9 protein-coding genes and 3 pseudogenes are annotated in these 22,813 nt (G+C 60.3%); 10 read left to right on the plus strand and 2 right to left on the minus strand.

The window, feature by feature from the left end:
- Nucleotides 1-28 precede the first annotated feature (28 nt).
- From ettA to M2375_RS05140, 7 genes are all read left to right on the plus strand, one after another.
- The gene (gene ettA, locus M2375_RS05110) at nt 29-1,690 is read left to right on the plus strand and encodes an energy-dependent translational throttle protein EttA (RefSeq protein WP_259164361.1); all 1,662 of its coding nucleotides are present in this window, start codon (nt 29-31) and stop codon (nt 1,688-1,690) included.
- A 62-nt stretch (nt 1,691-1,752) separates the two neighbouring features.
- Nucleotides 1,753-3,771, plus strand: coding sequence for a DUF1631 domain-containing protein (locus M2375_RS05115; RefSeq protein ID WP_259164362.1), 2,019 nt, complete (start codon nt 1,753-1,755; stop codon nt 3,769-3,771).
- Nucleotides 3,772-3,986: 215 nt separating this feature from the next.
- Nucleotides 3,987-5,009, plus strand: coding sequence for a tripartite tricarboxylate transporter substrate binding protein (locus M2375_RS05120; RefSeq protein ID WP_259164363.1), 1,023 nt, complete (start codon nt 3,987-3,989; stop codon nt 5,007-5,009).
- Between the two features lie 135 nt (nt 5,010-5,144).
- On the plus strand, nt 5,145-8,735 hold the full coding sequence (gene recC / locus M2375_RS05125) for an exodeoxyribonuclease V subunit gamma (RefSeq protein ID WP_259164364.1): 3,591 nt from the start codon (nt 5,145-5,147) through the stop codon (nt 8,733-8,735).
- Nucleotides 8,732-12,661: an exodeoxyribonuclease V subunit beta gene (recB, locus tag M2375_RS05130; protein WP_259164366.1), complete on the plus strand. Its 3,930-nt coding sequence runs from the start codon at nt 8,732-8,734 to the stop codon at nt 12,659-12,661. The genes recC and recB overlap by 4 nt, the downstream gene beginning before the upstream one ends.
- A gap of 11 nt (nt 12,662-12,672) precedes the next feature.
- Nucleotides 12,673-14,901, plus strand: coding sequence for an exodeoxyribonuclease V subunit alpha (recD, locus tag M2375_RS05135; protein ID WP_259164367.1), 2,229 nt, complete (start codon nt 12,673-12,675; stop codon nt 14,899-14,901).
- 475 nt (nt 14,902-15,376) lie between these two features.
- Nucleotides 15,377-15,706: a hypothetical protein gene (locus M2375_RS05140; RefSeq protein ID WP_259164368.1), complete on the plus strand. Its 330-nt coding sequence runs from the start codon at nt 15,377-15,379 to the stop codon at nt 15,704-15,706.
- A 498-nt stretch (nt 15,707-16,204) separates the two neighbouring features.
- On the opposite strand, the pseudogene M2375_RS05145 reads toward M2375_RS05140, so the two are convergent.
- Together M2375_RS05145 and M2375_RS05150 are read right to left on the minus strand one after the other, a co-directional pair.
- Nucleotides 16,205-16,824, minus strand: a pseudogene (locus M2375_RS05145) (transposase).
- Between the two features lie 35 nt (nt 16,825-16,859).
- Nucleotides 16,860-17,826: pseudogene (locus M2375_RS05150) on the minus strand (integrase core domain-containing protein); the annotation flags it as partial.
- Between the two features lie 716 nt (nt 17,827-18,542).
- Here M2375_RS05150 and M2375_RS05155 point away from each other — a divergent pair.
- The 3 genes and pseudogenes from M2375_RS05155 to rlmD all read left to right on the plus strand — a co-directional run bounded on the left by M2375_RS05155 (nt 18,543) and on the right by rlmD (nt 22,807).
- A complete protein-coding gene (locus M2375_RS05155) occupies nt 18,543-19,415 on the plus strand; it encodes a hypothetical protein (protein WP_259164370.1) in 873 nt (290 codons plus the stop codon).
- A gap of 561 nt (nt 19,416-19,976) precedes the next feature.
- Nucleotides 19,977-21,088, plus strand: a pseudogene (locus M2375_RS05160) (IS3 family transposase).
- A 174-nt stretch (nt 21,089-21,262) separates the two neighbouring features.
- Entirely contained in the window at nt 21,263-22,807 is a 1,545-nt protein-coding gene (gene rlmD / locus M2375_RS05165; protein WP_259164371.1) for a 23S rRNA (uracil(1939)-C(5))-methyltransferase RlmD, read from the plus strand.
- The last annotated feature ends 6 nt before the right edge of the window (nt 22,808-22,813 follow it).

Raw genomic sequence — 22,813 nt, forward strand, 5'->3', positions numbered from 1 at the left:
TTTTTTTACTGATTTACCAAAAGAACACATGGCTCAATACGTTTTTTCGATGAACAACGTCACCAAGACGGTTCCTCCGAAGCGACAGATTCTGAAGGGTATTTCTCTGAGCTTTTTCCCCGGCGCCAAGATTGGTGTGCTGGGTTTGAATGGTTCGGGAAAGTCCAGCTTGCTCAAGATCATGGCGGGCGTCGACAAGGAGTTCGAAGGCGAAGCCATCCCCATGGCAGGTCTGTCCATCGGCTATCTACCGCAGGAGCCCCAGCTCAACCCTGAGCACACCGTGCGCCAGGCGGTTGAAGAGGCCATGGCCGAGGTCAACAACGCCAAGGCACGCCTCGAAGAGGTCTATGCCGCTTATGCTGAAGAAGACGCCGACTTCGATGCGCTCGCTGCTGAGCAGGGACAGCTCGAAGCCGTGATCGCCGCTGCTGGCACCGACTCCGAGCACCAGCTGGAGATTGCTGCCGATGCGCTGCGCCTGCCAGCCTGGGATGCCATCGTCGGCCAGCTCTCTGGTGGTGAAAAGCGCCGTGTGGCGCTGTGCAAGCTGCTGCTGTCCAAGCCCGACATGCTGCTGCTTGACGAACCCACCAACCACTTGGACGCCGAATCGGTGGACTGGCTCGAACAGTTCCTGCACCGCTTCACCGGCACCGTGGTGGCCATCACCCATGATCGCTACTTCCTGGACAACGCGGCCGAGTGGATTCTGGAACTCGACCGTGGCCATGGCATTCCCTACAAGGGCAACTACTCCGACTGGCTGCTGCAAAAGGGCAACCGCCTGGAGGCCGAGCAAAAGGGCGAGGAAGCCCGTGCCAAGGCCTTGAAGAAGGAGCTGGAATGGGTGCGCCAGAACTCCAAGGGTCGCCAGGCCAAATCCAAGGCACGTATTGCCCGCTTTGAAGAGCTGAGCGATTTCGAATACCAGCAACGCAACGAAACCCAGGAAATTTTCATTCCTGTGGCCGAGCGTCTGGGCAGTCGTGTGATCGAGTTCAAGGATGTCTCCAAGGCTTTTGGTGACCGCCTGCTGATCGACAACCTCAGCATGAACATCCCTGCGGGCGCGATTGTCGGCATCATCGGCCCCAACGGCGCGGGTAAATCCACGCTGTTCAAGCTGATTGCCGGCAAGGAGCAGCCCGACTCTGGTGAAGTGGAAATCGGCCAGACGGTGAAGATGGCCTTTGTGGACCAGCACCGCGATGCCTTGGGCAACGACAAGACCGTCTGGGAAGACATCTCCGGCGGCCTGGACATCATCAATGTGGGCAAGTTCCAGATGGCCTCGCGTGCCTATGCGGGTCGTTTCAACTTCAACGGCCAGGATCAGCAAAAGAAGGTTGGCAACCTCTCCGGTGGTGAGCGCGGTCGCCTGCATTTGGCCAAGACCTTGATCCAAGGCGGCAACGTGCTGCTGCTCGATGAGCCGTCGAACGACTTGGACGTGGAAACCCTGCGTGCGCTGGAAGACGCCTTGCTGGAATATGCGGGTACAGTCATGGTGATCTCCCACGATCGCTGGTTCCTGGATCGCATTGCGACCCACATCCTGGCGGCAGAAGGGGATAGCCAATGGGTATTTTTTGATGGAAACTATCAGGAATACGAGGCAGATAAGAAGAAACGGCTGGGAGAAGAAGGGGCAGCACCTAAACGGATGCGCTACAAAGCCCTGAAGTAACCCACACCGTACGCCCGTCGCTTTGCTGAAGCGGCGGGCGTTTTAACTGGGAGAGGTGAAGCGTGCAGCAACGGGCCTTATCGGTATTTGACACCTGTCTGGAGCAGGCATTGCAAGAGGCGGAGCCTTTGATGGCCGCGATGTGCAATGCGGCCTTGGCGTCTTTGGGCGCGCAATTGTCGTCTAGCAGCAACACAGAAGATCAACAATTGTTGCTGCATGCCCAAACCCAGCTGGCCAGTAAAAAGGCCCAGCTGCCGCTGGCCTATGCACTGCGCTTGCGCCAGGCGGTCTTTTCGATTGCGGAGGGCAAACGCACCGATTACCACGCTGTGATGGGCGCTGAAGGCAGCCGCGATGGCTTGGGTGCGGACCAGCATCTGCTGCGTTCTCAGATCGAATGGGGCCGCATGCAGATCAATCTGCTGCAACAGACCGAGCAGAGCCTGACAGGTCTGGAGCGCGTCTACCGGCCCTTGCGCAAAATCACCCGCTACTGGCGCAATGGCAATCCGCTGCACCACACGGTGTACCTGGACAGTCTGCAAGCGACGCTGGCCGATGTGGAGATTGCGGCTGACGCGACGGCACTCTTCTTGCCCGAGATGGTGGGCGTCATGGCCGACCACTTGCAAACCAGCTACCAACGCATCATGGCCTTGGCCATGAACAGCTATGCCGAGCTGCTGGCCAAGGCCGAGCTCAAACGCCGCCTCGCCAAAGACAACACCCGCAGCTTTGTGCAGCGCACCAAGACTTTGTTTGATATTCCGGCGCATTGCCCGGTCGGTGCTGTGCGGGCCTACAAAACACTGATACCGGTGATGGAGCGCATGGCCGCCCATGACGCCTCCTTCTGGACCGATGCTGCCCATCCTGCGCGGATGCTGGTGCAAACCATTGTCGACAAAGCCACGGTGCTCAAGGAAGAGGGCCGGGCATTGTCGGACCCGCAGTTTCCGCAGCTGGTGACGGAATCGGTAGAGACCTTGTCTGCGCTGCCGGTGCCCACGGCTGCAGATTTCGCCCAGGCGCTCAGCCGCTTTGGTGTGCGGCTCAAGCCCCAGCTGTCGTCTGCGCTGCAGGATGTCGATGACTCGGGCTACTCCAGCTCCATGCTGCTGGAGAGCCAGTGGGGCGCCTCGGGCCTGATCAGCATCAGCCCGGAGTCCGACTGGGCCCAGCTGGCCAGCTTGCAGGCCGGCGCGGAGCGCGAGCCGGCAGCGCTGGCCGCCATGCCGGCCCCGTTGCCAGCAGCGCCCGTGCCTAAGCCGCTGGCCGCCGGCGCTGATGCCCAGGCTGCGCCAAGCCTGGAGCAGATGGAGGCCGATGTCATGCTGCTGCTGGCCACCAGCTTGCACAGTTTTGATGTGGACCCGGCCTTGCTCGCTGCACTGACCGGCGCATGGCCCAGAGTTCTGCTGCAGGCGGCAGAGCGCTCGGGGCCGGATTCATCGCATTTCCGCGCCTACCACGAGGCGATCGCCGATGTGCTGGCGCTCGCCGGTGCCAATGCCAACGCGGGCATGCACCGGGATGCCGATATGCTGATCCCCTCGCTGCTGACCCGGCTGAAGGCGGGCCTGACCAGCATTGGCTGGATGCCCGAACGCATTGCACCGGTGCTCACCGCCGTCGCCCAGATGGCGCCCAGCGCCCTGGTTGAGCTGCAGTTGGTGCAGGAAGAGGGGCGCCATGCGGTGCCCGCTGTGGCCCGTTCCTTGCCTGAATCCGATGGCAGCGCCATTCGCCTGTCGCCCGCGCCGTCACCTTCTGCCTGGGGCCAATTGCCGGGGGCTGTCGACACCATGGCTGCCGATGAGCCGGCCATCATCGTGACCGGCTCCATGCTCGATACGCCCAAGCCCGACAGTGCCGGGCTGTGGATTGGGGGCAAGCGCCTGGAGGCCGGCGTTTGGCTGGAGTTCCTGGGCCAGAGCGGCTGGGTGGCCAAACAGCTGAGCTGGACCAATGCGCGCTCGACCATGTTCCTGTTTGTGGCCAGTGGCGGGGCGAGTCAGTCCATCACGCGCCGCATGCTCGAGAAGCTGGCGCAGGACAGCGCCGTGCGCCCGGTCTAGTCGCCCGCGCGCTGTGCCCGTCTTCAGCGCGGGCGCAGAGCTTGCGGTGCCATGGCCCAGGCCAAGGGAATAGGCGCTTTGCCGTGCTTGGCCGTGGCACAATCTCGGGCTTGGGGGCGGTACGCCCCGGTGGCATGCAGCGGCACAAGGCTGCAGCCACCATAAACAAGCCAACCGCCTGGATGTGCTCAGCGTCCAGGTGCCAAGGAGACACCATGAGCCCGTTTTCTCGCAGCCGCATTGCGGCCGCCTGCCTGCCCTCGCGCCGCCAAGTTCTGGCTGCCAGCTTGCTGGGCGCTGCAGCACTGCTGCCCCTGGCCTCGCAGGCCGCAGATCCCAAAAAATACCCTGAGCGCGCCGTGCGTGTGGTGGTCGGCTTTTCTGCTGGCGGCACCACCGATGTGGTGGCCCGCATCATGGCCAAGGAGCTGACGGCCGAGTTGGGCCAGTCGTTTGTCGTGGACAACAAGCCGGGCGCCGGCAGCAATATTGCCACCGAGCAGGTGGCACGTGCCGAGAACGACGGCTACACCTTGCTGTTTGTGGCGGTGACCAGCGCCATCAACCAGACCCTCTACCCCAAGGTGCGCTTCGATCTGGAAAAGGACTTTGCCCCAGTCGCGCTGGGCGCCAAGGTGCCCAATGTACTGGTGGTCAACCCCAGCGTGCCGGTCAACACGGTGCAAGAGCTGATCGCCTATGCCAAGGCCAACCCGGACAAGGTGTCCTACGCTTCGTCGGGCAGCGGCACCTCCATCCATATGGCGGGTGAGCTGTTCAAGATGCGCACGGGCCTCAAGACCCAGCACATTCCCTACAAGGGCAGCTCGCCGGCATTGACCGATCTGATGGGCGGCCAGGTGCAGTTCATGTTCGACAACATGCCCTCGTCCTGGCCCCACGTGAAGGCCGGCAAGCTCAAGGCGCTGGCCGTTACCACCAGCAAGCGCTCGCCCACCGCCCCTGATCTGCCGACCATGGAAGAAAGCGGCATCAAGCCTTTTGATGTCTCGTCTTGGTTCGGCCTGATTGCGCCGGCTGGCACACCGCCCGAAGTGGTTCAAAAGCTCAATGCCGCGATGAACCGGGCCTTTGACAAGCCTCAGGTCAAGGAAGCCTATGAAAAACTGGGCGCTGTCGCTGAGAAGAACACGCCCGAGCAGTTTGGCGCCTTCATCAAGTCGGAAGTGGCAGGCTGGGCACCGGTGGTCAAGTCCTCGGGCGCCACGGTGGACTGAGCCTCGCCAAGCTGCGCAACCTGCAGGCAGCTTCGGCTGCCTTTTTGTTGCCTGTTCCGGGCCCGCTGGCCCCGCCAGGCGGTCGCCTGCGTTACATTCGAAAGCTGGCTCGTTCCGCTCGTCTTTCTCCCTTTGATGCAATCCTCCCCCGCCAACGCGATGACCCCTGGCCTGATGGTGATACACAGCAACCATCCGGAAGCCTTGCGCGACCTCGTAGTGGCCTGGATGCAGCGCTACCCGCTCAGGCCCCTGGAGAGCGAGACGATTTTGGTGCAAAGCAATGGTATTGCCCAGTGGCTCAAGCTGTCCATGGCCCAACCGGTGGCGGAAGGCGGCTGCGGCATCACGGCAGCCGTGGAGGTGCAGCTGCCCGCGCAGTTTTTGTGGCAGGCCTACCGCGCGGTGCTGGGCAAGAGCGATGTGCCCGAGATCTCACCGCTGGACAAGCAGCCGCTCACCTGGCGTTTGATGCGCCTTTTGCCCCAGTTGCTGGCGCAGCCCGCCTTTGCCGCGCTGCAGCGTTTTTTGGACGACGACCATGACCAGCGCCGGCGCTACCAGCTGGCCGAGCGCATTGCTGACCTGTTTGACCAGTACCAGGTTTACCGCGCCGATTGGCTGCAGGACTGGGCCCAGGGCCGGGATCTGCTGCGCAGTGCGCGGGGCGATGCCCAGCCCCTGGACGAGGAGCAACAGTGGCAGGCCGTGCTGTGGCGTGCGCTGCTGGGCGATGTGGGCGCTGCCGGTATGGACACCAGCCGCGCCGCCGTGCACCAGCGCTTTGTGCAGTTCTGGCAAGCGCCGCAGGCGCGCAGCCCCGGCCTGCCGCGCCGGGTGGTGGTGTTTGGTATTTCGTCGATGCCGGCGCAGACCTTGCAGGCGCTGGCTGCCATGTCCCGTAGCTGCCAGGTGCTGCTGTGCGTGCACAACCCCTGCCGCCACCACTGGTCGGACATCGTGGCCGACAAGGATTTGCTGCGCCACCAGTACCGCCGGCAGCAGCGCAAGGGCAGCATGCAAGGGCTGATCAGCGACGACGACCTGCACCAGCATGCCCACCCGCTGCTGGCAGCCTGGGGCAAGCAGGGGCGCGACTACATCCACCTGATTGACGAATTCGACCAGCCCGACCAGTACGCCTCGCTGCTCAGCCCGGTCAACGGCGGACGCATCGACTTGTTTGGCGAGGCCAAGCCCGCGCACATGCTCGCCCAACTGCAGGACGACATACTGGAGCTGCGGCCCCTGGCTGAGAGCCGTGCGCTGTGGCCGGGGGTCGAGCCGGCACATGACCATTCCATCCGCTTTCACAGCGCCCACAGCCCGCAGCGCGAGGTGGAAGTGCTGCACGACCAGCTGCTCGCGCGCCTGGGCGCCGATGCCAGCCTGCGGCCCAGGGACATCATCGTGATGGTGCCCGACATCCAGGTGTATGCGCCGCATATCGATGCGGTGTTTGGCCGCACGGCACGCGCGGACCCGCGCTTTATTCCCTACACCCTGGCTGACCAAAGCCAGCGTGGGCGCGAACCCATGCTGGTGGCGCTGGAGCATGTGCTGGCCATGCCTGAGAGCCGCTTTGCCGTCAGCGAGGTGCTGGACCTGCTGGCCGTCGATGCCGTGCGCCAGCGCTTTGGCATCGACCCGGACGAGCTGGCACTGCTGCACCGCTGGATCGAGGGCGCGGGTGTGCGCTGGGGCCTGGATGCGGCGCAGCGCGCCCGCATCGGCCTGGCGCAGGCGGGCGAGACCAACAGCTGGCGCTTTGGCCTGCGCCGCATGATGCTGGGCTTTGCCGTGGGGCGCGGTGAGGCGCTGGATGACATCCAGCCCTATGACGAGATTGGCGGCCTGGATGCCGCCGCGCTGGGCGGGCTGGCGGCCTTGCTGCGTGCGTTGGAGCAGGCCTGCGATCTGCTGGCCCAGGACGCATCGCCCAGTGACTGGGTGGCACGTGCCCGCGAGGTGCTGGCACTGCTGTTTGCCCCGCAGCAGGAGCATGAAAAGCTGCTGCAGATGCAGCTGCTCCAGGGGCTGGAACGCTGGCTGGGCCAGTGCGAGGCGGCGGCGTTTGACGAGGCCCTGCCGCTGTCGGTGGCGCGCGAGGCCTGGTTGGCAGGCATGGATGCCAGCAGTTTGAACCAGCGCTTCATGGCCGGGGCGGTGAGCTTTTGCAGTTTGATGCCCATGCGGGCGATTCCGTTTCGCGTGGTCTGCCTGCTGGGCATGAACGACGGCGCCTATCCGCGCCCGGTTTCGGTGCTGGATTTTGACCTGATGCGCCAGCAGTACCGGCCGGGTGACCGCTCGCGCCGCGATGACGATCGCTATTTGCTGCTGGAGGCAGTGCTGTCAGCTCGCGAGCAGCTTTACATCAGCTGGGTAGGGCGCAGCATCCGCGACAGCACCGCCCGGCCTCCTTCGGTGCTGATTGGCCAGCTGCGCGACCATCTGGCCCAAGGCTGGCGACTGGCCGGCAGCGATGCCGATGCAGCGGCGCATGCCAATCCAGCGGCTGGCGAGGCCCTGCTGCGCGCGCTCACCCAGGAGCACCCGCTGCAGCCTTTCAGCCCCCGGTATTTTGCGCAGGGCCCCGCACAGCGGGGCAGCGACGGCCTCTACACCTATGCGCAGGAATGGCATGGCGTGCATGGGGAGGGGATGCCGGGCGCAGTGGCCCAGGATGCGCTGGAGGCTTTGCCCCCGATGGCGCTGGAGACGGCGCTGAGCCTGCGTCAGCTGCAGGATTTTGCGCAAAAACCGGTGGCGGCGTTCTTTCGCCAACGGCTGCAGGTGTTTTTTCAGGACGAAGACCTGACCGGCCAAGACGAGGAGATGTTTGCCCCCGATGGCCTGCAGGCCTGGGCCTTGCAGGCGAGCCTGCTCGAAGCGATGGAGCCCTGGGTGCGCAACAAGCCTGCGGAGGCTGCCGATATGCACCGCTTGCGCGAACAGCTGCAGGCGGTGGCCCAGCGCCTGCGCCTGGAAGGGCGGCTGCCCCTGCGTGCCTTTGCCGATTGCGCGCTGGAGCCCGCGCAAGATGCGGCCCTGCGCGCACTACAGGTGTATGCAGCAGCACTGCGCTACTGGCCGCTGGCTAGTAGCGCGGCACTGGAGCTGCGCTATGCCGATGGCGAGCCAGGCATGGCCGTGTCTGACTGGTTGCGCGGCTTGCGTTGGACAGACGCTGCCAATGCGCCGAACGCCGCCAAAATCAGCCTGTCCCCCGGTCGCCTGCATGCGGGCGAGCAACTGCGCTACGACCGCTTGGTACGCGCCTGGGTGGAACACCTGGCCTGGCACAACGCCGGCCAGCCCCTGACGACCGTGGTGTGTACCGAGTCAGGCATCGCCGTGTTTGCGCCGTTGCCGGCGGGCGATGCGCGGGCCGCCTGGCGCCAGCTGCTGCTGCTGTGGCAGCAAGGCATGCGCGCGCCCTTGCCCGCAGCGGTGCGCACCTCCATCGCCAGCTTGGAGCCCAAGGCCACTGCTGGCCAGCTCGCCGCGCTTTATGACGACCGCTACCGGGGCAATGGTGAGTTGCAGCGCTCGGCAGAACTGGCCCGCACTTTCCCGGATTTTGAGCAGCTGCTGGCCGCAGGTCTGCTGGAGGTGGCCCAGCAGCTGTACGGCGACATGCTGGAGCATGTGCAACTGGTCAACGGGCAGCACCCGCAAGGCCTGGCGCGCTTTGCCCATGGCGACGAGGAGGGGCAGCCATGACTGCGATGCCGCCCAACGCTGCTGCGCCATCCCTGGCCACGTTGCCGCTGGATCCCCTGCGCTTTCCGCTCTGGGGCAGCCGTCTGATCGAGGCCAGTGCCGGGACCGGCAAGACCTATACGATCGCCGCGCTCTACCTGCGCCTGGTGCTGCAGCACGGAGGCGAGCAGGCCTTTGGCCGGCCGCTGGCGCCGCCCGATATTTTGGTGGTGACCTTTACCGATGCCGCCACCCAGGAGCTGCGCGACCGCATTCGCCATCGTCTCTCGGAAGCTGCCCAGCTGTTTGCGCAAGACCCGGAAGATGCCTGCGGCGAAGAGCGGGTCGACCCGCTGCTGCTGGCACTGCGCGCCGATTACCCTGCCAGTCGCTGGCCTGCCTGTGCCCGTTTGCTGCACGAGGCCGCCAACTGGATGGACGAGGCCGCCGTCTCCACCATCCACAGCTGGTGCTACCGCATGCTGCGCGAGCATGCGTTTGACAGTGGCAGCCTGTTCCAGCAGACCTTGATCACCGACCAAAGCGAGCTGCTGACCCAGGTGGTGCAGGACTACTGGCGCCGCCAGTTCTACGACTTGCCCGCCACGTCGCTGCACAGCCTGCTGCAGGTGGTGGCCAACCCGCAAGCCTTGCAAGAGGCCATCACCCCCATGCTCAGCCGCCAGGATGCGCAATGGCGCTATGAGGGCGAGGTGTTGGCGCAGGCCGAACAGGTCGATCTGGCTGCGTTGCTGGCAAAGGCCAGCGAGGCGGCAGCACGCCAAAAGGCGTTGGAGGACGCGGCCCGCCTGCTGTGGCGGCACAACCGGGGCGCGCTGGAACAACAGCTCATCGCGCTTGTGCCAGGCCTCAACGGCGTGACCTACCCCAAGAAGGACGAGCCGGGCGTATTCGAGGCCTGGCTGGCGGCGATGGCGGACTGGGCCGATGGCGCGCCGGCGCCTGCCAAGATACGGGCCTTCAGCCAGTCGGGCATCAAGGCCAAAAAGGGCGTGACCGTGCCCGAACATGCGGCCTTTGCTGCCATCGATGCCTGGCTGGAGGCGGTGGCGCAGGATGCGCAGGCGGCCACGCCGCTCAAGCCCTTGCTGCTGCGCCATGCGATAGCCCATGTTCAGCGCGCGCTGGTGGACGAGAAGCAGCGCCGGGCCGAGCTGGGTTTTGACGACCTGCTCCAGCGCTTGGATGCGGCCTTGCACGGGGCAGGTGGGGAGGCGCTGGCGCAGCGCATCCGCAGCCAGTTTCCCGTCGCGATGATCGACGAGTTCCAGGATACGGACCCACTGCAGTACCGCATTTTTGAACGCATCTACCGCATTGCAGACAACGATGCCGCGCAAGGCCTGTTCATGATTGGCGACCCCAAGCAGGCGATTTACGCATTTCGCGGTGCCGATATCTACACCTACCTGCGCGCCCGTGCGGCGACCGAAGGGCGCCACTACTCGCTGGGCACCAACTACCGCTCCACCCAGGCGGTGGTGCAGGCCATCAACCACTGTTTTGTACACGCAGAGGGCCATGCAAGAGCGGCTTTCCGTTTCAGGCAGGACGAGACCCACAACCCGGTGCCCTTTGTGGCCGTCGATGCCCATGGGCGCAAGAACGCGCTTTTCCTCGATGGCAGGGCCAGCGCTGCGATGACCTTGTGGACCTTGCAGGCCAGCGCCGAAGGGCAGACCGAGGCTGAGCCCGCCGATGGGGCGGCGGCTGCCAAAACAGCGCGCACCGGTGTGCCCGAGACGGCTTACCGCCAGCACATGGCCCAGGCGGCAGCCAGCCAGATCACCCACTGGCTCAACGCTGCCCGCACAGGGCTGGCGGGTTTTGGTGCCTCGGCAGATGCGCTGAGCCGGCCGCTGCGCCCGGCGGATATCGCCATCCTGGTGCGGGGCCGCGCTGAGGCAGAGCTGGTGCGCAATGCGCTCAAAGACCGGGGCTTGGCGAGCGTCTACCTTTCGGACCGGGACTCGGTGTTCCAGACCGCTGAGGCGGCGGACATGCTGCGCTGGCTGCGCGCCGTCAATGCGCCCGGCCATGACGGCCTGCTGCGCGTGGCCCTGGCCACCGCAGCGATGGACTGGTCTTGGCAGGATCTGGAGCGCCTCAACCAGGACGAGCTGCATTGGGAGCAGCTGGCACTGCGCACGCGGGTGCTGCAGCAGCTGTGGCAGAAAAAGGGCGTCTTGCCCATGCTGCGCCAATGGCTGGTCGATTTTGACCTGCCCGCGCGCTGGCTGGCCCAGCCCGGCGGCGAACGGCGCCTGACCAATGTGCTGCATCTGGCCGAATGGCTGCAGCGCACATCGGCCGAGGTAGAGGGCGCGCAGGCGCTGATCCGGCGTCTGGCCGAGCAGATGGCCAGGCCCGAGGGTGAGGAAGAGATTTTGCGCCTGGAGAGCGATGCGGACCTGATCAAGGTTGTCACCATCCACAAATCCAAGGGGCTGGAATACCCGCTGGTGCTGCTGCCCTTCATCAGCAGCTGGCGTGATTTTGATGGCAAGAGCCGGGGCTATGCGCAGTACCACGATGCGGCCTCGGGCGGCTTGGTGGTGGAGCTGAGCAACAAGCACCAAGAGGCCGTCAGCGCCCATAACGACGAACGCCTGAGCGAAGACATGCGCCTGCTATATGTGGCGCTGACCCGTGCCCAGTACGCACTGTGGCTGGGCGTGGCGCCGCTGGCCAAGGGCATGAGCCGGGCAGGTAGTCTGGAGAAAAGCGCGGTAGGCTACCTGTTGGCTGGTGGGCAAAAGCTGCCCGATTTGAACCTGCACGGCTACTTGCAGGAATTTGCCAATGCCTGTCCGCAAATAGCAGTCCAGCCTGTGCCCGAGGTCAGCCTGAGTCGCTACCAGCCCGAAAGCCCGCCTGTGGTCTACCCGGCGCGCTATCCCAGGCGGCAAGCCGATGAGCACTGGTGGATTGCCAGCTTCTCGGCGCTGACCGAGCGCTTGGGCCTGACCACGGCATCGCAGCCTGCGCTGAACGACGAAGCCAGTGCTGCAGCGGAGCCGGAGACGGCCCAGCAGGACCAGTACCTGGAGCCGCAGGACATGCCAGCGCCGGCAGAGCAGGCGCCGCGTGCCCTGCCGCAAGCCGGCAGCCTGCACGCCTTTCCCAAAGGGCCGGACGCTGGCAATTTTTTGCATGGCCTGCTGGAGTGGTGTGCCCAGGAAGGTTTTGCCGCCGTGCTGGACAAGCCTGCAGCGCTCGATGGCCTGATTGCCTACCGCTGTCAGCTGCGCGGCTGGGCCGATTGGGCCGAGCCCTTGCAGGGCTTTGTGCGGCAATGGCTGCAAACGCCATTGGGCTTGCCCCATGCTTCGTCGGAGACGGGCGAGACGGGTGAGACGGGTGAGACGGGTGAGACGGGTGAGACGGGTGAGACGGGTGAGACGGGTGAGACGGGCGAGACGGGCGAGACGGCCGTGGCGCTGCAGCAGCTGGGCGACTACCAGGTCGAGATGGAGTTCTGGCTGTCCATCAGCCGGGCCTCCACCGGCCAGCTCGATGCGCTGGTGCAGCAGCATGTGCTGCCCGGACAGGCGCGGCCTGCGCTGCTGGGCAACCAGCTTCACGGCATGCTCAAAGGCTATATGGACCTGGTTTTTGAGCATGCCGGCCGCTACTATGTGATGGACTACAAATCCAACTGGCTTGGACCCGACAGCGCCGCTTACACTGCACAGGCCATGGCCGCTGCGGTGCTGCAGCACCGCTATGAGCTGCAGTATGTGCTCTATATCTATGCCTTGCACCGCCTGCTGCAGCAGCGCCTGCCCGGTTACGACTACGAGCGTGATGTGGGCGGTGTGCGCTACTGGTTTTTGCGCGGCATTGGTGCTGCGCAGCATGGCCTCTATACCGACAAACCCCCGCGCGCGCTGATGGATGCGCTCGACGCGCTGTTTGCGCAATGATGATGAATGCCATGACGACAGAACCCCAGGACGGCCTGCCTCAGGAAGGCCTGCCCCTGCAGCGCACAGCAGCTGCGCTGCAGCTGCCAATGACGGATGCAGCAACAGCGAGCCTGCTGCAAACGGTTGAGCGCTGGACAGCGCATGGCTGGCTGCGCAGTCTGGACCAGGCCTTTGTGCTGTTTTTGCACGAGCTGGAACCCACGGCCTCGCCCCTGGTGTTGCTGGCCGCAGCGTTGGCCAGCCACCAACTGGGCCGAGGCCATGTCTGCCTGGATCTGCAGGCTACTTTGGACAACAGCCGCTTTGCGCTGTCGCTGCCGCCCGATACCGCCGCACAAGGCAGCGGCGCCACCGAGCCCACGCCTTTGCCACTGCCTAGCGAGCTGCTCGCCCAGGTCAACCTGCTGCAGTGGCAAACACTGCTGCAGGCCAGTGCGCTGGTTGCCGTGCAAGGCAAAGCCAGCCAAGGTGGCACGCCAATGGTGCTGCAGGGCGACCGGCTCTACTTGCGCCGCTACTGGCAGTATGAGCAAGATGTGGCCCAAGCCATTGGCCAGCGCATCGATGCCAGCCAGCGGCTGCGCAGCGGCCGCAGTGCCACGCAAGACGCATGGCTGCGCCAGGCGCTGGACACCTTGTTTGCCCCTGCGGCAGGGGGAGGGCAGGCGAGCCAGGCCGAGCAAAGCCCGGATTGGCAGAAGATGGCCTGCGCGCTGGCGGCATCCAGCGCCTTTTCCATCATTACCGGGGGGCCTGGCACTGGCAAGACCACCACCGTGGTCAAGCTGCTGGCCCTGTTGCAGAGCATGGCTTTGCAGCAAGATGGCCGGCCTTTGCGCATTTGCCTGGCAGCCCCCACGGGCAAGGCCGCTGCGCGTTTGACCGAATCGATCGTGCAGGCCTTGGCGCGTCTGGACGACGCACAACTGCCGCCGGTGGCACCGGGCGCGGAGGACGGCGATGTGCGCAGCTTGAAGCCGCTCATCCCCTCAGAGGCGCAAACCCTGCACCGGCTGCTGGGCAGCCGGCCAGACAGCCGGCATTTTCGCCATGATGCGCAGCACCCGCTGGCGCTCGATGTGCTGGTGATCGACGAGGCCTCGATGGTCGACCTGGAGATGATGGCGGCCGTGCTGTCGGCCTTGCCTGCGCAAGCCAGGCTGGTGCTGCTGGGCGACAAGGACCAGCTCGCATCGGTGGAAGCGGGCGCCGTGCTCGGCGAGCTGTGCGCGCATTCCGAGCGGGGCCTGTACTGGCATGAAACAGTGCAGTGGCTGCAGCAGGTGACGGGCGAGCAAGTGCCTGCTGATCTTCAGGACATGGCAGGCAAGCCGCTGGACCAGGCGGTGGTGATGCTGCGGGTCAGCCACCGCTTTCATGCGGACAGCGGCATCGGTCAGCTCGCCCGCGTGGTCAATGCAGGGCGGCGCAGGGCGATCAAGCCCTTGCTCAAGGCCGGTTACCCGGATCTGGCCGCCTATGCGGTACCCGATCTGACGCATTCCTCCTTGGCCCAGCTGGTGCTGGACGGCGGGGGCAAGCGTTTTGTCGACAGCCCTGCCAAAACAGCGTCCGGCCCCGTCGGCTATGGCCACTACCTGCAAGTCATGCACGAGATGCCGCAAGACCCGAGCCCAGAGGCCTTGAACGCCTGGGCTCTGCGCCTGCTGCAGGCCCATGGCCAGTTTCAGGTGCTTTGCGCCTTGCGCAGCGGGCCTTGGGGCGTGGAGGGTCTCAACGAGCGCATTGCCCAATTGCTGGCCCACCGCGAGCTGATTGCCCAAAGCAGCGGCTGGTATGCCGGGCGCCCGGTGTTGGTGACCCGCAATGACTACAGCCTCAAACTGATGAACGGAGATATCGGCATCACGGTGCAGATGCCACACGGCAGCGTGGCCGAAGTGGGTGGCGGTGCGGGCTTGCAAGCACCGCTGCGGGTGGTGTTTGCCACCAGCGAGGGCTTGCGCTGGGTCTTGCCCAGCCGTTTGCAATCGGTGGAGACCGTGTACGCGATGACCATCCACAAATCCCAGGGCTCGGAGTTCAGCCACGCAGCGGTGGTGTTGCCGCCCAGCCTCTCGCCCATCATGACCCGTGAGCTGGTCTACACCGGCCTGACACGGGCCAAGCACTGGCTGACGGTCGTGGCAGGCGGCAGCAGCAATTTCTTGGTACTGGAAGAGGCCACGGAGCGCCAGGTCAGGCGCTCGAGCGGATTGCGCCAGGGGGCGTTATAGGGCTTGGGGGAGAGAAGGGTGGTGCGGCTGGGGCGGTGCGGGGCGGCAGCATGGCCTGGGCATGGCAACCTGTGCGCGCGCAGGCCAAGCGGTCAGATGGCGAATGGCCTGGCGGCTGTGCAGGGTTTCATCGAAAAAATGCGTGGCTGTGCGAAAAAATCGTTGGCTGGCCAAAACGACTCTGGAGCTGAACGGCCCCCGAGAGTCGCCCCACGATGAAACAAGCACCGTGGCAGAGGAGCTTGGCATGGTGTTCCTATGCACGCTCCCGCACCACGGCGATGGGAAATCATAACATTGGGTGCGAATAATTATCAATATCATCTTTGACAAAGATAGCTTGGCGAGAAGATTTGTGTAAGGGTTTGTTTTTAGTTGATTTTTCTTGACCTTTCCGCCCCCTGTCGGCGTGCGCAGATCGAAAAAATTTGGTAACTTCGCTGCATTGATAAAAATGATTGCGGGAGTTCCATCCATGACCGGTTCACATTACAGCTTCAAATCCACCGCACTGGCCGTGTTGGCCCTGACGGCCTCTGCCTGGGCACAGGCCGCCTGCTACACGGTGTACGACAGCAAGAGCGAGGTGATTTACCGCAGTGCGGAGCCGCCGGTCGATATGTCCAAGCCGCTGCACCAAACGGCAGACGAATTGCCCGCAGGCAGCCGGGTCGTGTTTACACCCAACAGCGCTGTGTGTGTGACCGAGGTGCATGCGCTGCCCGGTGCCAAGAAGCTCTCATCGACCAGCGCCAACATGGTCACCGACCAGCTGAGCCTGGGCAGCATGATCACGGCGCAGTAATTGCACCGCGACTTGCATTGTGGCTGGGGACCCCTTTGCAAAACTCCCTGCCTTGATTTGAGCGTGGTCTCAGGCGGTCCGCTGCGTTGTCTTCCTTGCTGATCGCTGACAATTGATTTCGAAGCGGCCGTGGGTCTCATCAAGTTTCACGTCCATGTCATTGGAGTAGGGTTTTGCAAAAACACCCTAGTTGTGGAGATTCACCAGCCCGCTCCAGGAAACGACCAAATCTATCGCATCCAAGAGCTCAAGTTTACCCGTTCGGTTGGACTTTTCTCGGATCCGATAACGAGAATCATTTGCCTGGTCTTTTGAAAAACCCGTGCGACGGAGCCCGCTGTGAGTTTTGTAGATTTTCCTTACGGAGGTTCTGTAAAACCGCTGAATTCAGAAGTGCGGGCGGGCTCACTGCCTATTTGGCAGTTCGGCGCAGTTTTGCAGCTAGGGTTCAAGCCGCGATGGCAGCTATTAGCACTTTTCGGGCATGTGCAGACGCACTCATGCCTGCACCCGCATCATCTGTTTTCGCACCAGCCACAAATTGGAGAGAGCAAACATCGTTTGCAACTTGTTGTCATTCTTGTCGATGCCCCTGTATCGCACCTTGTTGAGTCTGAACTGATGCTTGACGATACAAAACAGGTGCTCCACCGTGGCGCGCATGCTGACCTTGGTTTGCTCGTATTTCTCTTTGGGCATTCCCAGCTGGTTGCCTAAATAGAGCTTTTTGCGCATGGCAATGTGCCACCTCACTTGGCTGCATTTTGCCTCCGCGCATTTGCCCGCGCCTTGGTAGCCGCTGTCACCCAGCGCATGGCCATGCAATAGCCTGTGCGCATGCGATACATTCGCCTCATTGCCTGGCGTTGAGACCATGGTGTGTAAGCCAGAGTTGCTTTCGACACCAATATGGCACTTCGTCCCAAAGTACCACAGGTTGCCTTTCTTATTCAGGTGCATTTTGCGGGGCACGCTCACCACTTGCACTCGCAGGATAGTCTCGACTGCAAAAGTAGGTCTGTCAGTAGCTTGGGATGTGCTGTGCGACTTGATGAACACAACTAGCTCGGCCAGGGAGCGACCAAATCCATCTCGTCCAAGAGCTCTCGTTTGCGTATTCGTTTGGACTTCTTCTCGAGTCCCGTAGCTCGGTGTCAAGTCCCAACTGGTTATAAACCCGCTTCCTGAATAAGTCAGGCTTTTTCACGTACCAGTCTTTCAAGGCTTGGATGGGCGAAATGTGCTTGATTGCCCGCTGGGGGATCTGATGGTTGTACGTCTTCACATAGCTCATCAGAGTTGCCTCCAACTGTGCTGCTGATGCAAAGCGCGTCTGATGCAGCCCCTCACTGATTCTGCCGTTGAAACGCTCGACCATGCCGTTCGTCTGGGGATGAAGGGGTGGGCACAGGCGATGCTCAATGCCCGGCCCTTTGCATCGCACATCGGACTTGTGAAGTCCGCTGGCCTGTCGTTTTACTCGTGAATCAATTTGTGAACTGGCTGCCGTTTTCCGTGAGTATCTTGACGATTTTCATGGGTGCGGCATGTCTCCAGGCGCTTGAGGAAGTCCACGCTGCTGTCCTCGCTTTCATCCGCATAAATGTGCATAAACACCCAGCGAGCGACTCGGTCGATGGAAACGAACAAATAGCGTCTAGATTGCTCGTCGGGCATCTGGGGTAGGTACTTGATGTCCACGTGCACGAAGCCTGGTTCATAGTCCTTCAACGTCTTGACGGACCGCTCCTTGCCTATGCCTGAAGGGGCTGCAGCTCGCGCAAGCTGGAGACGCCGTTACGGCGCAAACACCGATCAAGTCCGGCACGGGAAACATCAGGGTTGATGAACTCTCGTACTACCGCGACCAGGTCATCGAGCGGCAAAAGCAGTAGACAGCGCAGCGCCACAGCAATGGCCTCTTGCACTGGCAGCCTCGTCGTATGCAGTTTGTGGGGGCGCTGCGAAAGATCTTGCGGGCCGTCTTGGTGCTTCCATTTAAGTACCGTAGCGCGACTGACTTTGTAGCGTTCTACCAATTGATCCAGCGTGGCTGACGATGCTTTGATCTCGGCTCTGGTTCGAGGTGTAGTGCGCGCCTTGGAATAAACTTGACTCATGCGACTTGCTCCCGTTTGAACGACTCAAGAACCTCGAACATCACTTCTCTTGAATTAAAGAGTGTCCAGTTTCTTCGGGGAATATGATCATACGAGACTGAACAGCTAGGTTCATTTACTTCATCTTTGGATCATTTCATGCGGCGAGGCTAGCCGGGAATTTTGCAGAGTTTCCTTAAGGCGTCAGTATAGTGCTGAGGACGAAGATCTTTTACGCTTCATAAGTAAACTGAAGGTTGCTATTTCTGTGATGTTGTCAATATGTAGCAAGTGAATCATTATGTTTATTGGCTTGACAAGTATTGCAATCATCTTCTAGGCTAATGGCATTAGCAATGAAAGGGCTGTTCGTATGCGTCGTGATCAATTCATCAAATCTGTACTTGGGGTTGTCGCAGCAGGAAGTTTGCCACTAGCCGTTAATGCTGCTATAAATATAAAAGATTCATCATATTTTAATATTATCAAAAAGTCCAGTTCCATAAATGTTATGCCTAGAGGTTGGATTTTTAGTCTGAATTCTTACCTAGAGTCATCATCCAAATAATAACATTACCTGTTCAATTCTTTAATATATTTTAATAAATTGCATTTGATAATTTAAGTAAATGTATTTTATTATGAATAAATTAGAGGTTAACTATTTGGATTTTATATTTAAATTGCTTTGGTTGTAAAAACCTCTATCCATTTGAATTACTATTGGTGACATAAAAATGGCTTTTACTCAACTGCTTTCGTCTTCTCAGTTTAGCAATGATATTGCAACATTTCTAAGTAATCATTGTAACACTTATACTTCAAGTTTAGATTACCGTTCTAGCTCTTGGCAAGCTACTGAATATACTGGGTCTGGTATTGTTAGTACCTTGGCTAATCAAGTTTCTTTATATGATGATAATAAGTCTGGTTCTGGAAGTACTACTATTCAAATTCAAAATGGGAAGGTTGGATGGTTTTTGAATGGATTTTCTACGCAGACATATTCTGATGCTCCGCAATGGAGCTTTACGTTGTGGAATAAAAATTTACCTTCCGGTGTAAAGCCATGGTCTCATGGGCAAAACTTGCACATGTATGTCAATCAGCTGGTGAATTGGTGTGCAATGTGGGGTAATGCTTGTATATTTACATATTTTGGTATGTTTGTGAAATGCGGTATAACGGGGAAGGTGTTTGCAGTGATATATAATACTTGGGATTCTCGTAATGGTTACATGCCTCCAGCTGGAGCTTCACATAGTGTAGAACCTACAGAATTACTTCCTGAAGGAAGTATTCCTTTTGGTCATGCTCCTATTGTGAGTGGTAGTAATTACATTACAAATTTTGGATCAGATTTTCAATCCGGTTCTGCTGCGCCGAAGATTGATGCATACCATGGTGTTATAACCCCTCAGCAATTTAATAATATGATTGCTTTGGTGAGAAATCTTCAAGGGTTTAATGGTATTAGTCCAAATTCTTGGGATTACGAAATCCTTGGGGTTGATTATCATGCGGAAATTGTGCCCGATGGACCTAAAGTTGATCGTATTACAGGTAATTGCGGGATAACGATCAATGGAATAGAGATAAATTCTCAGTAATTTTTCATTCTCTATAAAGTTTTAAAATAAATCTAGAAGCAAGACTAATAATACTGATTTTTGATATTTTGCAAAGCATTAAAATAATTCCTGCTTTGCTTTTGAAAGGATGTATTTTAATATGTCATTTCATAATTTGAAACTAATGAGATTTATACTGTGTGTTGTCTGTTGTTGTTTCAGATTGAAAATCTGCTAATTATTTTGAGTCTTGAGCTTTTCTTGTATGGTATTTTGCTCGATGGAAGGTGGATGAGTGAAGGAATCAAATCGATAATTGTTTTGATGCATCTCGCAATATTGTGAATGATCTCCCTCCCGAATGCCGGAAGTTTTAGAACTAGAGCTAGGGTTGCATTCGAGTAGCCACGATTGGCGCGAAGGAGAAGAAATGACAAGGTCTAAATTTGCCGGAGAGTAGATTGCATATGCGCTGTGCTTGCCTGAGGCGGGCTCACTCGTTGAATCGATGGGCTTGGCTAGATACCATTGAGCCGTTGGTTGGATCGCACATAGTCAGGTAGGCGAACTCCGCCTATCTTTTGAGTATAGGAGGTCTTCGTGAGTACACTGAGATTTACGCCAGAATTCGAGGAAGAGATCGTCAAGAAAGTGAATGAGTGCGGTTATTCTGTTGCCGAGGTCTCAGCCCGTTTAGATGTATGGATACATAGCTTGTACAAATGGGTGAAGGCAGCATCTCCTGGTCAATCCGTGCAGCATTCTTAAGAGCTGGACGCCAAAAAGCGAGATACTGCATTTGCGAAGTCAAATGCGTCGAATGGAGGAGGATCGAGATATATTAAAAAAGCCATGTGGTACTTGGCCAGGGCGTTCGAATCAAGTATCGCTTCGTCAACGAGCATCGCGAGCAACACGTCCTCAGCTTGATGTGTCAGTTGTTGTGCAGGGTTCTACGCGTGGCTCTATGGGCCTGTCTCAGTTCGTGAACAAGAGGATCAACGACTGCTTGTGTTGATTCGCTGCTCCTACAACGCCAGTCATGGGATGTATGTTGCCTGCCGTGTGTTCGTAGATCTGTGAGAGGCTGGCGAGTTATGCGGCAAGCATCGGGTGGCCCGCCTCATGCGTGAACACAAGATCAAAGCAGTGCGAGGCTACAATGCCCCGCGCAAGATTGTCGGACTCCATTCCATCATCTCGGCCAACCATCTTTAGCGCCAGTTCAACGTGGGAGCTCCAGACAAAGCATGGGTAACTGACATCACCTACATGGCAAGGTTGGTTGTATTGACGGCTGTGGTGGACTTGTATTCCCGAAAGGTGGTGCGATAGTCCATAAAGGCAACCCTTGATCCTGAGTTTGTGCTGGATGCATTGCTGGCGCAGTTTGAAGACGCATACCGGCATCGCAGGTGTTGCTACATTCTGATCACGGAAGCCAATACGGCAGCGATGTCTTCAAGAGATTTTGCAAAACACATGGACAGCTATCAAGTATGAGCCGCAGGGACAATTGTTGGGGCAATGGAGTCATGGAATCGTTCTTCAGCAGTCTGAAGAAGGAGAGCATCCGAAAGCGTCTCTACAAGACCCGGGAGATGGCGCGGGCTGATGTATTCGACTACATTGAGGCGTTCTATCACCAGTTACGCCGCTACAGCCATCTGGGCGGAGGCAGTCCCGAGGCGTTCGAACATGCCCGGGCGTGAGGAAGGGATTTGTCAACCTGACCACTGGCAGTCCAGCTTGCTTCTCAAGTACTGATTGATTTTTGACTTGCGTTGTCAATGCGCAAGGCATGCCAGCCGCATTTTTTGTGTTTCGCCACCCAGAATTGCCAGAGGTTGGCCGCAGGCCATTGCCCAGCCTGCGAAAATACCGGGATGAGCCAAGCGCAGACCCCACAGAATATTCCCACCGAATCCCCCGATGCCGCCGAAGCGGCGCAATTCCCCGCAGATGCCCTGCGAATCGTGTCCATGGACATGGACGCCCAGGGCGTGGCGCGCCGTGCCGATGGCAAGGTGGTCTTTGTCGACGGCGCCTTGCCCACCGAATGGGTCAGCGCCAAGACCCGGCGCAAGAAGAACAACTGGGAGCAGGCCGATCTGCTGCAGATCCACCGCGAGTCGTCGCAGCGCGTGCGGCCCGGCTGCCCCAACTTTGGTTTGCATGCAGGCGCCTGCGGCGGCTGCAAGATGCAGCATCTGCATGTGGGTGCGCAAATTGCGACCAAGCAGCGCGTGCTGGAAGACAATCTTTGGCACCTGGGCAAGGTGGTGCCGGAGACCGTGATGCGTCCCATCGAGGGCCCCAGCTGGGGTTACCGCTTCCGCTCGCGCCTGTCGGTGCGCTATGTGGCCAAGAAGGGCAAGGTGCTGGTGGGCTTCCATGAGCGCAAGAGCCGCTACATCGCCGACATGGAAACCTGCAAGATCTTGCCCCCGCATGTCGATGCCTTGCTGATGCCGATGCGCGCGTTGATCGGCAGCCTGGATGCCCGCGAGACTTGCCCGCAGATCGAGGTGGCCTGCGGCGACCATGTCACCGCCCTGGTGCTGCGCCACCTGGAGCCTTTGAGCGAGGCCGACCTGCAGCGCCTGCGCGACTTTGCCGCCGCCCACAACGTGCAGTGGTGGCTGCAGCCCAAGGGTCCGGACACCGTGCACCTGATGGATGGCGTGGGCGAGCAGCTGTCCTATGCACTGCCGGATTTCGGCATCACCATGCCGTTCAAGCCCACCGACTTTACCCAGGTCAACCCCCATATCAACCAGGTGCTGGTGAGCCGCTCGCTGCGCCTGCTGGACGCCAAGAAGACCGAGCGCGTGATCGACTGGTTCTGCGGCCTAGGCAACTTCACCCTGCCCATTGGCACCATGGCTGGCGAGGTTCTGGGCATCGAGGGCTCGGAGACCTTGGTGCAGCGCTCGCATGAGAACTACGCGGCCAACAATGCCGCACGCCCTGCAGGCAGCGCGCTGGCGCCCACGCGCTTTGTGGCGCGCAACCTGTTCGAGATGACGCCGGAAATGCTGGTTGCCGATGGCCATGCAGACAAATGGCTGGTTGACCCACCGCGCGAAGGCGCCTTTGCGCTGTCCAAGGCGCTGGCCGACATCCACAAGGCCCGCCACCAGGTGCCCGATACCGCGCCGCTGCCTGACAGCGCCCAGGACTGGACACCGCCCAAGCGCATTGTGTATGTGAGCTGCAACCCGGCGACCCTGGCACGCGATGCCGGGCTGCTGGTGCACCAGGCGGGGTACCGCTGCGTGGCTGCCGGCGTGGTGAATATGTTCCCACACACCGCCCACGTCGAGAGCATGGCCGTGTTCGAATGGGACGGCCATGCACCGTCGATCAAGACCGAAGCGGAGGCCGCAGATGCCGAGGCCCCTGCTGCGAACGAAGACACAGCAGCCTGAGGTGCG

This window comes from Comamonas sp. BIGb0152 (assembly GCF_024809975.1).
Taxonomy (GTDB): domain Bacteria; phylum Pseudomonadota; class Gammaproteobacteria; order Burkholderiales; family Burkholderiaceae_C; genus Comamonas.

Excerpts from the sequence above, each read along its gene's own strand:
- recD (WP_259164367.1), top strand. The coding sequence starts at position 12,673 with ATGACGACAGAACCCCAGGACGGCCTGCCTCAGGAAGGCCTGCCCCTG.
- ettA (WP_259164361.1), top strand. The coding sequence starts at position 29 with ATGGCTCAATACGTTTTTTCGATGAACAACGTCACCAAGACGGTTCCT.
- rlmD (WP_259164371.1), top strand. The coding sequence starts at position 21,263 with ATGAGCCAAGCGCAGACCCCACAGAATATTCCCACCGAATCCCCCGAT.
- M2375_RS05140 (WP_259164368.1), top strand. The coding sequence starts at position 15,377 with ATGACCGGTTCACATTACAGCTTCAAATCCACCGCACTGGCCGTGTTG.
- recC (WP_259164364.1), top strand. The coding sequence starts at position 5,145 with ATGCAATCCTCCCCCGCCAACGCGATGACCCCTGGCCTGATGGTGATA.
- M2375_RS05155 (WP_259164370.1), top strand. The coding sequence starts at position 18,543 with ATGGCTTTTACTCAACTGCTTTCGTCTTCTCAGTTTAGCAATGATATT.
- M2375_RS05120 (WP_259164363.1), top strand. The coding sequence starts at position 3,987 with ATGAGCCCGTTTTCTCGCAGCCGCATTGCGGCCGCCTGCCTGCCCTCG.
- recB (WP_259164366.1), top strand. The coding sequence starts at position 8,732 with ATGACTGCGATGCCGCCCAACGCTGCTGCGCCATCCCTGGCCACGTTG.